Origin of the sequence: Chitinophaga flava (assembly GCF_003308995.1) — a bacterium.
In the GTDB taxonomy this organism is placed as follows: Bacteria; Bacteroidota; Bacteroidia; order Chitinophagales; family Chitinophagaceae; genus Chitinophaga; species Chitinophaga flava.
The window spans coordinates 1,543,105-1,557,847 of record NZ_QFFJ01000001.1; the positions used below are offsets into that span (position 1 = coordinate 1,543,105).

14 protein-coding genes and 1 other RNA gene are annotated in these 14,743 nt (G+C 42.5%); 4 read left to right on the forward strand and 11 right to left on the reverse strand.

Going from position 1 to position 14,743, the window contains the following annotated elements; translation table 11 throughout:
* Positions 1 to 65 precede the first annotated feature (65 nt).
* From DF182_RS06095 to DF182_RS06110, 4 genes are read right to left on the reverse strand one after another with little or no spacing between them, the layout of a single operon-like run.
* The gene (locus DF182_RS06095; protein ID WP_147243358.1) at positions 66 to 752 is read right to left on the reverse strand and encodes a membrane or secreted protein; all 687 of its coding nucleotides are present in this window, start codon (positions 750 to 752) and stop codon (positions 66 to 68) included.
* A gap of 52 nt (positions 753 to 804) precedes the next feature.
* Positions 805 to 1,413 carry a GrpB family protein gene (locus DF182_RS06100; RefSeq protein WP_211327060.1) on the reverse strand — a complete coding sequence of 203 codons (609 nt, stop codon included), beginning with the start codon at positions 1,411 to 1,413 and terminating at the stop codon, positions 805 to 807.
* 31 nt (positions 1,414 to 1,444) lie between these two features.
* Positions 1,445 to 2,134 (reverse strand): SH3 domain-containing protein, encoded by a 690-nt coding sequence (locus tag DF182_RS06105; RefSeq protein ID WP_113614773.1) that lies wholly within the window; start codon positions 2,132 to 2,134, stop codon positions 1,445 to 1,447.
* A gap of 10 nt (positions 2,135 to 2,144) precedes the next feature.
* Entirely contained in the window at positions 2,145 to 3,179 is a 1,035-nt protein-coding gene (locus DF182_RS06110) for a metallophosphoesterase (RefSeq protein ID WP_245957381.1), read from the reverse strand.
* Positions 3,180 to 3,318: 139 nt separating this feature from the next.
* Here DF182_RS06110 and DF182_RS06115 point away from each other — a divergent pair, with 139 nt between their 5' ends.
* Both DF182_RS06115 and DF182_RS06120 read left to right on the forward strand, forming a co-directional pair.
* On the forward strand, positions 3,319 to 4,989 hold the full coding sequence (locus DF182_RS06115) for a TIR domain-containing protein (protein WP_113614775.1): 1,671 nt from the start codon (positions 3,319 to 3,321) through the stop codon (positions 4,987 to 4,989).
* A 592-nt stretch (positions 4,990 to 5,581) separates the two neighbouring features.
* Positions 5,582 to 6,349: a MerR family transcriptional regulator gene (locus DF182_RS06120; protein ID WP_113614776.1), complete on the forward strand. Its 768-nt coding sequence runs from the start codon at positions 5,582 to 5,584 to the stop codon at positions 6,347 to 6,349.
* A gap of 32 nt (positions 6,350 to 6,381) precedes the next feature.
* Here DF182_RS06120 and DF182_RS06125 read toward each other — a convergent pair whose 3' ends face one another.
* The 4 genes from DF182_RS06125 to DF182_RS06140 all read right to left on the reverse strand — a co-directional run bounded on the left by DF182_RS06125 (position 6,382) and on the right by DF182_RS06140 (position 8,603).
* A complete protein-coding gene (locus tag DF182_RS06125; protein ID WP_113614777.1) occupies positions 6,382 to 6,840 on the reverse strand; it encodes a MarR family winged helix-turn-helix transcriptional regulator in 459 nt (152 codons plus the stop codon).
* Entirely contained in the window at positions 6,827 to 7,255 is a 429-nt protein-coding gene (locus DF182_RS06130; protein WP_113614778.1) for an EVE domain-containing protein, read from the reverse strand. The genes DF182_RS06125 and DF182_RS06130 overlap by 14 nt, the downstream gene beginning before the upstream one ends.
* Positions 7,252 to 7,677 carry an SRPBCC family protein gene (locus DF182_RS06135; protein ID WP_113614779.1) on the reverse strand — a complete coding sequence of 142 codons (426 nt, stop codon included), beginning with the start codon at positions 7,675 to 7,677 and terminating at the stop codon, positions 7,252 to 7,254. Before DF182_RS06135 ends, DF182_RS06130 begins: the two co-directional genes overlap by 4 nt.
* Positions 7,678 to 7,973: 296 nt before the next feature.
* Entirely contained in the window at positions 7,974 to 8,603 is a 630-nt protein-coding gene (locus DF182_RS06140) for a hypothetical protein (RefSeq protein ID WP_113614780.1), read from the reverse strand.
* A gap of 526 nt (positions 8,604 to 9,129) precedes the next feature.
* On the opposite strand from DF182_RS06140, the gene DF182_RS06145 reads away from it, so the two are divergent.
* Together DF182_RS06145 and DF182_RS06150 are read left to right on the forward strand one after the other, a co-directional pair.
* Positions 9,130 to 10,077, forward strand: a complete 948-nt coding sequence (locus DF182_RS06145; RefSeq protein WP_113614781.1) for a helix-turn-helix domain-containing protein — start codon at positions 9,130 to 9,132, stop codon at positions 10,075 to 10,077.
* A gap of 111 nt (positions 10,078 to 10,188) precedes the next feature.
* Positions 10,189 to 11,448: an MFS transporter gene (locus tag DF182_RS06150; protein ID WP_113614782.1), complete on the forward strand. Its 1,260-nt coding sequence runs from the start codon at positions 10,189 to 10,191 to the stop codon at positions 11,446 to 11,448.
* A 208-nt stretch (positions 11,449 to 11,656) separates the two neighbouring features.
* Here DF182_RS06150 and ssrA read toward each other — a convergent pair.
* The 3 genes from ssrA to DF182_RS06165 all read right to left on the reverse strand — a co-directional run bounded on the left by ssrA (position 11,657) and on the right by DF182_RS06165 (position 14,713).
* Positions 11,657 to 12,030, reverse strand: a transfer-messenger RNA (tmRNA) gene (gene ssrA, locus DF182_RS06155).
* An 83-nt stretch (positions 12,031 to 12,113) separates the two neighbouring features.
* Positions 12,114 to 13,460 (reverse strand): RIP metalloprotease RseP, encoded by a 1,347-nt coding sequence (gene rseP, locus DF182_RS06160; protein WP_113614783.1) that lies wholly within the window; start codon positions 13,458 to 13,460, stop codon positions 12,114 to 12,116.
* Between the two features lie 86 nt (positions 13,461 to 13,546).
* A complete protein-coding gene (locus DF182_RS06165; RefSeq protein ID WP_211327062.1) occupies positions 13,547 to 14,713 on the reverse strand; it encodes a 1-deoxy-D-xylulose-5-phosphate reductoisomerase in 1,167 nt (388 codons plus the stop codon).
* Positions 14,714 to 14,743 lie beyond the last annotated feature (30 nt).

Consider the following 14,743-nt stretch of genomic DNA (forward strand, 5'->3'; position numbering starts at 1 on the left):
ACAGCCCGCATCGATTGATGCGGGCTGTTTCTTTTCATAGATGTTATCTCAAAAACGTTGGTCCCTTACCGTGACCATACTTCGTGTATAGGTTCTCCTTTGGAGCTTAACCCGCTGTGGTCCCAGGCATTGCCCTCCACTTTACCTTTGAAGGTCAGAGTGGCACCTACACGGCTGTTATCTCTGGAGAAAAAATCAATCTTCTCTGTGTACACTCCATTTACGAAAGCGTAAGTACCACCACCGGTACCAAAGAACTCACCGGTTTCTGTATTAATGGCCACCCACTGAAAACGTGTACCGCTAAGGATTTTAATCGTTTTACGTACACCTGGTTTGATCTCATTCATTTTACCATCCTGTTCCCTGCCGGAGATCTGCCAGTAGCCTGCCAGTGAGCCCTCTCCGTTGTCTACACGGGACCATTCTGTCTTCAGGCCATCACCCAGGGTGGTGATCAGTTTGCCGTTTTCACTGCTGACAGATACAGCACCTTCCCAACCTACCTGGGAACGTTCATCCGTATTAAATTCTATTTTCACAGATACCTCATCGGGGGCTTTCCAGGTGCCACCCATGGTGGAAAGAAATTTTTTGTCCTGGTAGGAAGTGATGGAAAAATAACCAGGTGTGATAAGCAGAATACTGTTCACATCACCGGAAGACGATTTCCAGGCTCCGAGCAGGTCCTGGGCCTTTCCCATAACTGCAAAGGAGCACAGGAAAGCTAAAAGTAGGCATAAAGTTCTCATACTAGCTGTTTTATAGTGAAAAATGATCGCATGAGGATTGCCTGGCTGGTTTCTACTTTCCCGCCTTATTCCGTGCAGTGATGTCCTGCAACGCATCTTCCTGTAAACCGGTTTGTGCCAGTATTCCTGTAATAAAGGCTGTTTTGCCTTCTATATATTGATCGATATCGTAAGGATACTTAACCGCCAGCTCCTGTTTCAGCGCACCATACTGTTGCGCAGCCTCAGGATGCTGACGCAGGAAGTCCCTCAGCTGGAGATGATTTTTGAGACTGATACAGCCTTCCTGGCACACATACAGATTATGCGTCATCCATACGGTCTCTTTACTATCATCTGGCGTAGTGTCTGCATTCCTGCCAAAGGCATCACGGCCGGGGATACCCAGATCACCTCTCCAGGTATAACCCAGTTTTTCCAGCACTGCCACTACCGGCGGCAGTTGTGAAGGTTCTTTTATCAGCAGATCGATATCAATAATGGGTTTAGCTGCCAGTCCGGGCACCGAGGTGCTGCCCACATGTTCAATGCCAGTGATCAGCCCTTCCAGATGTTGTTGATAGATAGCGGCCAGCTGCCGGAAAGTGCTGGCCCATTCTTCTGTATAAGGTAATACTTTGATCGCGTTCATTTCCATCGTCTGTTCTTTTATGTCCGGCACAAAGGTCCCGATTTTTTCCGTTCAGCACTTCTTACAGTCCGAAGTAAATCACTCTTCGTGTATACATGCCATGTTCAAACAGCCATAACAACTCATAGCTACCAGCCCCATCGCTGTTGGTAGCAGTTATATACAGACGATCATTTTTCCGGTCGTAGTTCACTGTTGTCATCCTTATATTAGGATTATACAGGCCACGGATGGCGGAATCCGGCACAGGAATATTCCTGTTGCCGTATTGTACCTGCAGGCTGCCATACTGCCGGGTAGGCAATCCGCCATCAGAACCGTAATACGGCTGGTGATTAATCTTGTCCACATAACGTACGTTGTCATGAGTCGTATACTGAACGGTGTTATCCTTCAGTACAAAAGGTTTTGCGGTGAGCATCACTCTGATCGAATCTTTCTGGAACACTGCACGGTTATCGGTCTGCTCTTTCACTGTTATCTGCTCAAAGGCATCTATCACTTTTACCCTCGACCGGTGAATAAACCCGCCACTGATCTCTCCTTCGTGATAATAATCGATATTATACCATTCTCCTTCCGGTTCCAGGAGATATACAATATCGCCATCCAACACTTTGCCGATTACGGTTTGTGAGACGCCTGCATTCTTCCGGATATTCGTATATCCGTCCTTGTCTTGTACCAGAGCCATCTGGGCGCATACCTGCTGTGCCCACAGCATCAGAATTAATCCACTGATATATTTCATCTTGTTAGCGTTACTGAGGAGGAAACGGTACCGGTGTTACACCCAGTTCTGACGCCAGCTGATTGATTTTGGCCGGTGTCCCCAGGCTTTTTTGCAGGTCTTCCAATCTCAGGTTATTGTTTCTACTTTTAAAAAGAAATGTTTTAAACGGGTAACTATTGGCTTCGCGGCTGAAAGCCTCTGCTCCGTTTTCCAGCAATGCCTGCGCGAAATTATCAAGTTTGTTTTTTAGTACAGGCAATAATACTTCGAGCTGACGCAGGCTGTTTTCCAGTCTGCCCAGGAATTCCCTTACGGCCGGTTGTTCGATATAGGCGAGCTTTTCCAGCTGTTTTCGTATAGCCGTGCACTCCATATTCGCCCAGTCTTTGGCCGCCAGTACGGGCACCTGCCATTCCTGTTGCTGGGACTTCCAGTAATCACCTCTGCTTTTTACCTGATGTACAATAAATCCCGGCAGCTCTATCGCTGTGAGATAACCTCCATGACAGCAGCCGGTATCAATACCATAGGTATTGTTTCGGATAACCGGTTGATCACCTACCACGTGGTGCCCATAGATCACCGGTTTTTCTCCGGTATAATAATCTGTCCAGTAAGTACCTTCCGGGTATTTTTTCTCCAGATGTCTTTCACCTGCAGTGGAGCCACTGAGCACATCTTCCCGCTGTTCGTTCAGCTGCAGATCATGTTCCAGCGCAGCATGTACGATAATGGCCTCAGGGGTTTCATAGTAATATCCCAGCTGCCCTGCCCAGCTTAGAAAATCAGGATATTCCGCACCCAGCTGAACTTTCACAATTTCCTGAGCATAGTTCAATACGCCATTCACGTGTTTTCGTTCATGGTTGCCCGCCAGCACCAGGGAGCCGGGCCTGTTTCTAAAAAAATGGTATACTTCCTTTGATTTATTGCCGCGATCTATAATATCGCCCAGAGAGATCAACACATCTTCATCGGTGAGGCCCATCTGTTGGATCAACATCATCAGTTCATCAAAGCAACCATGAATATCTCCGATGATAAAATGCCTCATTGTTTTCATACAGGTAAAGGGACTGCTTTGACAGCAAATTACTAAAACTCTTTGTACATCAGTATTCCATTCTGAAACTCTTTTTATTGTTTTGATAGTACTTTTTACGTCTGACTTCGTTTTTTTTTAAAAAAAAGAGAGTGCAATTATGCGGACGAAGAACTTAGAAGACGTTTTCAAAAAATCAGGAATACCAGATTCTACATTTGTTAAACCGCCGAAATATGGCGATATACTCGTTTCATTGCGCACTAAAGGCAGATGCCTTATTGTGGAAGGGCCTTCAGGCATTGGCAAAACCACCTGTGTGCGAAAAGTACTCGAAGAGCTTCGTATAAAAGGGAAATTTTCCATGCTATCTGCACGAAAATCAGAAGACCGGCAAAAAATCGATCAACTAACCCAACAAGCAAATAACGGTATCGTTATCATTGATGACTTTCATATTCTACCGCAGGAATCCAAAGACGCTATTGCCAATTACATGAAAATTCTGGCAGACGAAGAACGGGATAACGACAAATTGATTTTACTGGGAATTAACAAAGCCGGTGATTCTCTGATCAAACTAACACCAGATCTTAATAATCGTATTGACACCATCAAATTGGTGAAAAGCCCGGAGGATAAAGTGAGAGAACTTATCAGTAATGGTGAAACTGCTTTAAAAATAAAAATAGCTGCAAAAGAAGAGATCATCCGGCTATCAAAAGGCAGCTTTCATATAGCTCAGTTATTGTGCAATGAGCTCTGTATTTATGAAGATATCCTGGAAGAACAAACTACTGTCAAGCACCTTCGCGTTGAGGCCAATGTAATTCTGGAGAAGGTTATAGAGGAATTCAAACGGATATATAATTCGTTAGCCCAGTCTTTTGCTTCAGGCTCCCGGCTAAGGAGAGAAGGCAGGGCCCCCTACCTTCATCTGCTTTTCTGGCTGTCCCGTTCTGATGACTGGACCATACAAATAGACGATATTATAAGGCAACACCCTAAACACAAAATTAGTGTCAAACAGGTGGTAGATAAGGAGTTTCTTTCCCGGCTAATTCTCCACAACCCGGATATAAGCAATGTGATTCACTATGATGCCAATGCAAGGATACTTACTATAGAAGATCCCAAGTTCATGTTTTACTTAAAGAATATGTACTGGGAAAAATTCGCCAAAGAATTAGGTTACATTAACGTAGCTCTTGAATATGAATATGATTTCGCCTTGTCTTTTGCCGGTGAAGACCGCAAACTGGCAGAACATATATACGATCACCTCGCCTATAATCAGGTAGCAGTATTTTATGACAAAAACGAACAGCACAGAATCCTGGCAGAAAATGTAGAAGAGTTTCTGCGCCCCATTTATGAGAAAAAGGCCAGGTATGTGGTTCCGCTGCTCAGTACATCCTATCCTCAGAAAATCTGGACAAAATTTGAATCAGATAGTTTCCGGGAACGGTTTGAAGAGGGATCCATCATTCCTGTATGGTTTAGTAACACCACCAAAGCTATGTTTGACGAATCCCTTAAATATGGGGGAATCCGTTTTAATGTAGACGAAGATATAAAACAGGAAGCGATAAATATTGCCGAAAGTCTGCTTCAATGTCTGGAAGAAGATAAACTCACCAAAGGAACCTCAAAGGTTATCAACACAAAATACAATTCAAAAGAACAGAAGAAAACACCCGCACAAAAAAATAAAAAACAGGCATCTGTAACAAAAAAGAAAAAAAATACACCGGAAAAAACAACCCGGAAAACGACTCCCTCTTCCAGGAAACCCACAAAACCGCCCATACAGCAGGGATCATTGTTTTAACATGGTGCTTCTCCCCTGCACAAACAGGCCATATGCAATACCGGATTAAAGGCGTATCAATAGCAATGATCTCTGGAAAAGGTTTAAAAGAAAGAATAGCGGGATTCTGCAGACCATGAAAGCCAGCATGCTTTCTACACCATCTATATGTACTACTATCACTACCGGTCTTATCTGGGGACTGAAAAAGGTTTCGATAGTGAGCAGATAAAAGATAAGATGAATGATATTTTCCTGGGATTAGCGTGGAAAAACGGCTAATAATAACCTACAAATTCAAAACCGGTAGTAACACTCAAAAAAACCGGTAGCGCTTGCGGCACTACCGGCAGGGCGCTGTTTTCTCAAAACTGCCCGTTTGAGCTCATATCTAACAATCCTGTACATGACGATTAAACAGTCACTCAAACTTTACAAAAGTATGAAATTTTCTACGCTTAGGATTCCTTCATATCAGCAATGAAAGAAATTTCGCAAAACCCCTCCCCATTCCCCTACTGATATCTTCGTTCAAAAAAATATCTGACTTTTCTCTTGACTCTTACCTTACGTCATACCCTATATTTGTCCCAATAAGGTATAAATCCAAACGATGAACAACTATTCTGTAAAGAAGCTCTCTCAACTGGCAGGTGTGAGCGTGCGCACCTTGCACCTCTATGACAAGATGGGCTTGCTGAAACCTTCTGTTCGTACCGCGGCCGGGTACAGGCTTTATGGCGAAAAGGAGCTGTTACGTTTACAGCAGATACTCTTTTACAGGGAACTGGATTTCCCGCTGAAAGACATCTGTACCATTCTGGATGATCCTGCATTTGATCTGGTGCAGGCGCTGGAAGGGCATATCAAAGCGCTATCAGCCAGGAAGGAAAGGATAAACACATTGATTGGTACCATAGAAAAAACATTGGTAACACTTAAAAAAAAGTCCATGTTACACGTAGAAGATTTATACGAAGGTATGCCACAGGAAAAGATGGTCGCCTACAGAAAAGAAGCCATGTCTAAATGGGGCCAGGATACTATTTTATCAGTAGAAGCTACCTTACACAGTTTTGATCAGGACGAAATGGCAACGATGCAAACAGAGTTGCAGGATATCACGGTACGGTTAACCACACTCATGTCTGAAGATCCTGAAAGCGAGGCTGTACAACAATGTATAGCCAGGCGCTACGAGATCATCACGCAACTGACCGGCGGGCAGGAAATAGCTGGCAAACTGGAATATCTCAGAAACCTGGGAGAGTTATATGTATCCAACAACCCGGGCACTTCCACCAATATGCTACCAGACAATCAATTGTCACTTTTTATGCAAAAAGCGACCGGTTATTATCTTAAAAAGAAAAAACAATAAATATGATAGGGCTGGCTGAAAAGGTCAGCCCATCATGCTTCTTCTGTCAGTAGTTTCCTTAACTGGCTGTTAAAACCAGTTACATGATCACCCAGTTTTGAGAAGAAAGTTTTGTCAAAATTCTCTACAGTTACCACAGCTTTTTTAATAATTTTTTTGCCTTCTTCTGTCAGGTAAACTGTCTTTGCTCTGGTATCGGTGGAATGTTCCCGACGCTGCACAAATCCTTTTACCTGCAAGGTTCTCAGGACAGTGGAGGTGGTCATGGGGTCGATTTTCGTATGAGAAGAAAGCATTATCTGCGTTACATCCTGCTTGTTTAATGTCAGCCAATGGATGCTGGCCATCAGTACAAATTGGGAATGGGTTAAGTCATACTGCTCCAACGCCTTTTTTATTTCCCTTTGCCACAGGCTGGTTACCTGCCATAGCAGGAAACCAGAACTGTCATCAGCATGCTTCGCACTAAAGGTATTATCAGTCGATTTCATTTGCATTCATTTTTGAAACAATTAAATTAAAATCATTTTCCCCGATTTCAAAAAAACCAAAACGAAATGGATATCCCCATGATTTTTTATTCTGAATAAATTCCAATTGGTCTATCAATGGAATAATCTGCGCTTCGCTACAATCCCGGAATTGAATATTTCTTCTGTAGGGTTCAAAATCTTCGGTCATTTTGAACTGGTATACTTCTTCATCCATCACTTCTCCGACAGCAGTAAAAGCCTGGCATTTTTCTACTCCGGTCATGGTTTGTTTGGCAGAATAAATAATAATCCCGTCTCCTTTTTTCATTCGTTTTAAGGGGGCCTGCTTACCATGACAAACCTGTATAAAATTGCCACTCACACCCCGCAAAGTATGTTCTTTTGATATACTAGCCATCCAGTATTTTCTCATATGCTGATTTTTTTAGCGTGTTCAATTTGATTAGCGACATCTTCCGGCATGTGATCCATAATATTTTTTGCCACCAGTTTTACCCAGAGAGAAGACAGCAAACCCTTAACAGACATGGTAACGGTGATTTTTAATCCTTCCGGCGTTTCTTCATAGAGATGATCACCATACATTTTTGCCAAAGGGAAACTGGTCATATCTGTAAACCTTTTGTTGGGGATGATTTCCATCAGCCGGATTTTTACTTTTGGACCGCCTTTGGGTTTAAGGATGAAATGTTCTCCCACTTTAAATTCTCCCTGTAGTTTTGAGAATTCCACACCGCCGTCCCAGTTTTTCCAGTTGTCGATGTCTGTAGTGAGTTTCCAGATCTGTTCTTTAGTGATTTCTTTAGTAACTACGGAATAGGATTTTGTCCACATGTTTTTTATGTTTTACGATTATATGTACAAATATAATAAGTACACTTATAATAACAAAGCTTATCTTCCTATAGTTAGCAGACTTATAATTCAATTAATTGATTATCAATTTTTTAAAATCAAATATTTTTTTTAGAAAGATTTACCAAACCGAACGGCAGGTAAGCCAGAGAGGGGCATATAGATCCGAAAAAACAACAACACCGCTATTACTCAGGGTTATATGAATAAAATCGGGCTGACTTCAAAAGCCAGCCCAACATATCTCTACAATTATCCTTTATACTAATTAACTACTATTTCAAATAATCTTTCAGCTTTTCACCCGCTAATTCACCATTTGTTTCAACTCCTTGCTGGCCGATAACCTCCCTGTTCTTATTCAACTTTAACAAGAGATTATACCAATAATCGCCTCCCATGGAAGATACAAGGTTCATCCTTATAAGTAAATAATCACTTCCATTTTGGGTTGTATGCCCAATGTAAGTTGGCAACATTAAGGAAGCATCTCTGATTGCAGATTCCAATTCAACCTGCCTGTTATTTATCAGCAAAACCGCATTTTTTTCCTTTAACTCATTTATAATGTTAGCTGAATCAGATGGAGTATTTAACGAATCAACAACATCAAGAACACTTTGAAGATATAATACACACTGAATATTATCAATCGAATTCTTAAAATAAGTTACCTGCATCGTATCATTAACAGGGAAATAGGCAGACCTGATTTCCTGCTCATGGTAAACACCGTCAGACAACAATTTGACCGCCGTTGTCACAGTATCCTTCATATTTACAGATACGGAATCATTCTCCTGATGACTACCGTGGCAGCCAGAACAAGAGATCAATTGAATAGATAATGAAAATAGACCAAGGATCAGATATATCCTCATATATTCTTGGAAGAATTTCAGCATGCGTAAACGAAGTTAATTAGGAGATCTGTCCCATTTTTCCACTTAATCCAACCTTTCCTAGTCAACGGAGAATTCTGAACAGAATTAGATGGAGTATACATGAATAAACTATTCAGGTGGATCTTGCCGGGCCAACATTAATAGGTTATCGATGTATTCACAGGTACAGGAATTTTTTTACTTTTTGAAAAAGGTATATCTGGCTTAAGGGACAATCTATACTTTGTAAAAATAACTAAAGCTTTTCTTTTTTCAATCCCACCTTAATGTAAGGTTGCCCGAAGCAATTATAATCAAATTTACTCCAGATAAAGAATAAGATCCCATAAAGAAATCCGTATCTGTCGTAGTTTCAGCATTCATAAAGTGTCCCTATCTCAAAAGTAAAAATCAGTAACCGACATATTTGTTATATCTATCCATAAAAAATCTGATTTTTCACTTGACGCCTATATTACATCATGCGGTGAATAACACACCCATGTATCAAATTCATTACCTTTGAATTATATAAGGGCAGAAAGCTATGACAACCAAACTCATTCCCACTGAATCACTGGTACAATTCTACAAACGCACCGGTCAGGACATTCCATCAGAACTTCTCCAGGAATCCGGCAAAGCACATTTCAATGTTCGTGAAACCCTTACTACTACCCGTAAAACACCTTTCAACCGACGCGACTATTTCAAAATATGCCTGAGCCAAACTCCTGTAAAAGCAAGTGGCACCCTGTTGTATAATGATCAGGAAATACCGCTCAATCAATGCTGTATGATTTTTACCAATCCTGCGGTGCCCACTTCCATAGAAGTAAATGTACCGTTTAACCGCTTTTATTGTTTATTCAACGCGCCATTTATCGAAGGATGTATCCCCTCTGATATACAACACGCCTGCCCTCTGTTCAATCCTTCCCTACTGCCGGTAATACCACTCACAAAAGAAGAAAGACAACGGATAAGCACATACTTCATGCAAATGCAAGTGCTGCAGGACACCGACTATCCTTTTAAATGGGATATGATACGCAACCTGCTGCAACTGCTCATTCATGAAGGCATCCGCTTACAACAAAACCACGAGACACCGGCTTCTTTGGTGCGCGACCGGCTCGTGAATGATTTCTTCGCCTTACTGAACAAACAGTTCCCGGTAGATTCACCTGAATCTCCTTTGAAATTATTAACACCAGCCCATTTTGCCGGTCTGCTACATGTGCATGTAAACCATTTAAACAGCGTAGTAAAAAAACATACGAATAAAACCACCCGCGAAATTATTCATGAACGTGTAATCACCGAAGCGAAAACGTTGCTGCGTAATACCAACTGGAACATCTCAGAGATTGCCTATGCACTGGGCTTTGAATACCCTTCTCACTTCAATAAATACTTCAAGCAGTTTACCACCCAAACACCTTTGGAGTTTCGCATGGGGAGGAAAACGGTAATATCAGGGAAGTTATCTTGATTCCTAAGCAACCGGAGCCACATTTGATTTGTATAACCATTCCTTTGAAACGTGTAATTTCCATAGTAACCGGCCTTCCTAACTTTACAGCGCTAATTTAAAGCAACAAGTATGAGAAGGATCAAAGAATCTAGAATAGGTTGGAATACAATCATGTCGCTATGCCTGATACCATTATCGGGGTTTGCCATGGACATATTTATTCCCTCCCTACCCGACATGGCGGTGCAACTACACACTTCACCGGCCTCTATTCAACTTACGCTTTCACTCTTCATCATCAGCTATGGTATTTCGCAACTGATCGTAGGTGGACTGATTGACATCTATGGCCGATATATGCCGAATATGATATCAATACTGGTATTCAGTGCGGCTAGCTTTATCATTGCTTACTCTACCAATCTGCAGATGATCTATGCTATGCGTATACTACAGGGATTTACCGTAGCAGTGATTGCAATAAGCAAGCGCGCCTTTTTTATAGACATCTATAAAGGAGAAGCCTTAAAGAAATACACGAGCATGTTCTCGGTGATCTGGGCTATCGCGCCAATTGTAGCACCTTTCCTGGGTGGATTTTTTCAGACAACCTGGGGTTGGTCTTCCAACTTCATGTTCCTGGGATACTTCGGATTAGTGTTCTTCATGGTTGAACTGATCATTGGCGGCGAATCGATGAAAGTGGCACAGCCATTCAGTGTACAGTCAATGGCACAAACGTACGGCAGCATGATCAAAACACCGGATTTTACCTCTGGTCTGGTAGTACTCGGACTAGCCTATGGTATGATATTACTGTATGGTATGTGCAGTCCATTTTTGATTGAGCATCAGTTACATTTCTCCGCCGCAACAACAGGCTATTGCTCATTGTTCTCCGGAGTGTCGGTGATGATCGGCGGATCGGTATCAAGAATACTGGTGAGTAAACCATTGGGCAAAAAAATGATGCTGGCCAGTGTAATACAGTTATTGGCGGTAGCCATTATGATACCGCTGACACGCTACTACCACAATTTATCTACGCTGTTAATATATGTCTTCCTGCTGCACAGCACAGCCGGATTCATCTTCAATAATCTGATGTCGTATTGTTTGATCCGCTTTCCCCAATATGCAGGCAAAGCAAGCGGTTTAACAGGCGGCGGTTTTGCAGTAGTGACTTCTATATTGAGCTCTTTGATGATCAATACCATTTCCATCACCAACCAGGTAACACTGGGAATAGCTTATGGTATTATAGCTGTTATGATATTCCTGTTCCTGATAAAAACGAAATGGAAAGAGGCAGAAGAAAGAAAACCGGAGGGGAATGAAATAGTAGAAGAACAACCACTTCCAATACAATCAATACCAGTAGAAGCGTAATGGATAAGAGATGATTATAAAGTTTGTAATGCTGGGGATGGGAAAATATTGTATAAAGAAAAAGCCGCTATAGTAGCGGCTTTTTTATAATTTTTTGTTTATGACAATACTTATCGAACACCTTCTTTACACCCGATTTTCAGACACAACCTATTGACTTAAAATGAAAAAGGTTACTGTTTTTTAGTTAAAACAGTAACCTTCCTGTTTGTGGAGATGGCGGGAATCGAACCCGCGTCCAAACATATTCGCCGAAAGCTTTCTACATGCTTATTTATGCATTGGTTTGTCGGAACTCAGCAGGGGCATAACGAACCAACCTCGTTCTTATCCGTTTAGCTTCAGCGCTCACTCACAGAAACCATGAGCACCTATCCCTATGGGTTTGATGATTCAGCGGCGGGAGTCGCATAAGGCGACAACTCCAGGCGGCTATAATGGGTGTCTAATCTCTGATTAGGCAGCCATGGCGTAGTTAGATTCGCCATATAAAGTTTGAATATTCAGATTAACGTGCTAATTATCCAACGCACGGCATGCTTACACTTTCAAAGACCTATGCTGTCAAAACCAGGCATCCCCGATTTGATCTGAACTACAAATATACGAAAAAAATATGGATTACGGAAAAACCGTAATCCATATCTCTAAAATATTAAAATGATTTAGAACCACTTACTGATGATATTCCGCCAGAAGTCGAGTCCGTTAGCCAGCAACAGCAGGCCGAACAGTATCACCATACCAGCGATCTGAGCGTATTCCAGGAATTTCTCACCAGGTTTACGGCCGGTAATGATCTCATACAGCAGGAAGAGCACGTGTCCTCCGTCCAGCGCCGGAATAGGGAGAATATTCATGAAAGCCAGGATAATAGACAGGAAAGCTGTCATCTCCCAGAAGGTGAGCCAGTCCCAGGCTTCAGGGAACAGGTTACCAATACTCATAAAACCACCCAGTGACTCACTTACCTTCACTTCTTTGGATACGAAGATCAGTCTGAGTTGTTGTACATATCCTACCAGCTTATCAATACTCATCATAAAACCAGCAGGGATAGCCTGTGGTAAGGTATAATTCACAACTTTATAATCGAAGAACTTCTCCGGATCCTGTGGATAGATACCCAGTTGGGCTTTATTATCCAGTTTCACCGGAATGGTCAGAGAGTCTTTCCCTCTCAGAATACCGATCGTCACTTCTTCATTCTTATGTTTACGCAGCTCCTTGGCGAAATCTGTGAAATAAGGCACAGAGAGGTTGTTGATAGACAGCATCTGATCACCAGGTTTGAACATACCGCCTTTGTCAGCGATCGATCCTTTTTCGAACCGGTCTGCATAATACGGATAACGTACATAGGCAAAAGGTTCCTTCTGTTTCAGCAGTGCGTTGATAAAGCCTGCAGGAACCGGGAAACTCATTTCTTTTCCATCGCGGACTACTTCAATGCTTTTAGCTTCACGCAAAATCACTTTACCAGTGATAGCGCCAAACCGATCTACTTTCTGGTGATTGACAGATACGATTTTATCGCCGTCGCGCAGACCTATACTTTGCGCCAGAGAGTCTACTGTAACGCCGTATTTCACTGCATCGGTAGGCAGATATTTTTCGCCCCAATGCCATAAGATCATGCTATAGATAAGAATAGCCAGGAGAACGTTAACTGTCACACCGCCTACCATAATGATCAGCCGCTGCCAGGCTGGTTTGGCTCTGAATTCATAGGGTTGCGGTGGTTTAGCCATGGCTTCCTTGTCCATGCTTTCATCTATCATACCGGATATTTTTACATATCCGCCTAGTGGCAACCAACCAATACCGTATTCTGTTTCTCCTTTTTTGATTTTAAAGAGAGAGAACCATGGGTCAAAGAATAAATAGAATTTTTCTACCCTGGTTTTAAACAATTTGGCGGGGATAAAGTGGCCTAACTCGTGCAATACGACCAGTATAGAGAGTGACAGTAATAACTGCCCGGCTTTCACCAATATTACCTCTGTTGTCATTTACTTTATTTCTGCTTTAATCTGCCCAAGATATCGGATTTCACAGATATTCCGGCAAAACTATTTGTTAATTTTCAACGGTTATTTTAGATAACGATAGAATTGATAAGGGATGCAGCGTGTTCACGCGCAGCATTATCGCATTCATAATAATCGTGTAAAGTGGGTGCTTCGATAAATGGAATTTTGGCTATTGTTTCTTCAATTACCTCTGTCATCTGTAAGAATCCGATCCGGTTGCGGAGGAAAGCATGTACTACCTCTTCGTTGGCTGCATTCATCACGCAGGCGGTGTTTCCTCCTTTGTGCATTGCATCTATAGCGATAGCAAGGTTACGGAATGTTTTGGTATCCGGCTGCTCAAAAGTGAGGGACGGATAATTCCGGAAGGAAAACCGGGGAAACTCATTGGCCAGACGGTCAGGGTATCCCAGTGCGTATTGTATAGGCAGTTTCATGTCGGGCAGGCCCATCTGAGCTTTCAGGGAACCGTCCACAAACTGAACCATGGAATGTATAATAGATTGAGGATGAATCACTACCTCAATATTTTCAGGCTGAAGACCAAACATCCAGCGGGCTTCGATCATTTCCAGCCCCTTGTTCATCAGGGTGGCACAGTCGATGGTTATCTTAGCGCCCATGCGCCAGTTAGGGTGCTGCAGGGCATGATCTTTTTTTACATTGATGAGGAAGTTAGGCTTTTTACCCAGAAAAGGACCGCCGGAAGCGGTGAGTATCACCTTTTCTACTTTGCTGAAAGGCTCTCCTACCAGACATTGGAAAATGGCGGAATGTTCTGAATCTACCGGAATGATAGGCACATTTTTTCTGCGTGCGGTGGCCATTACGATATCTCCGGCTACTACCAGGGTTTCCTTGTTGGCCAGAGCTACCGGGGTACCCTGTTCAATGGCAGACAAGGTAGGAGCCAAACCGGCAAAACCGATAATGGCGGCGAGCATCATATCGATAGAACTCCAGGAAGCTACTTCCACCATGGCTTTGGCACCGGCAAATACTTTGATGCCTTTGTCAAACAATACGTCTTTTACCTGTTTATATTTCTCCTCACTGCCAATCACCACAGCGTTGGGCTTAAATTTCAACGCCTGCTCGATCAGGAGGTCGGCGTTCTGTTGCGCAGTCAGCACTTCCACGCTGAATTTGTCGGGGTGTGCTGCGATCACTTCCAGTGCCTGTATACCAATGGATCCGGTGGACCCGAATATGGCAATTCTTCGTTTATTCATTACAGTGATTTACTTTTTTATCTTCAATTA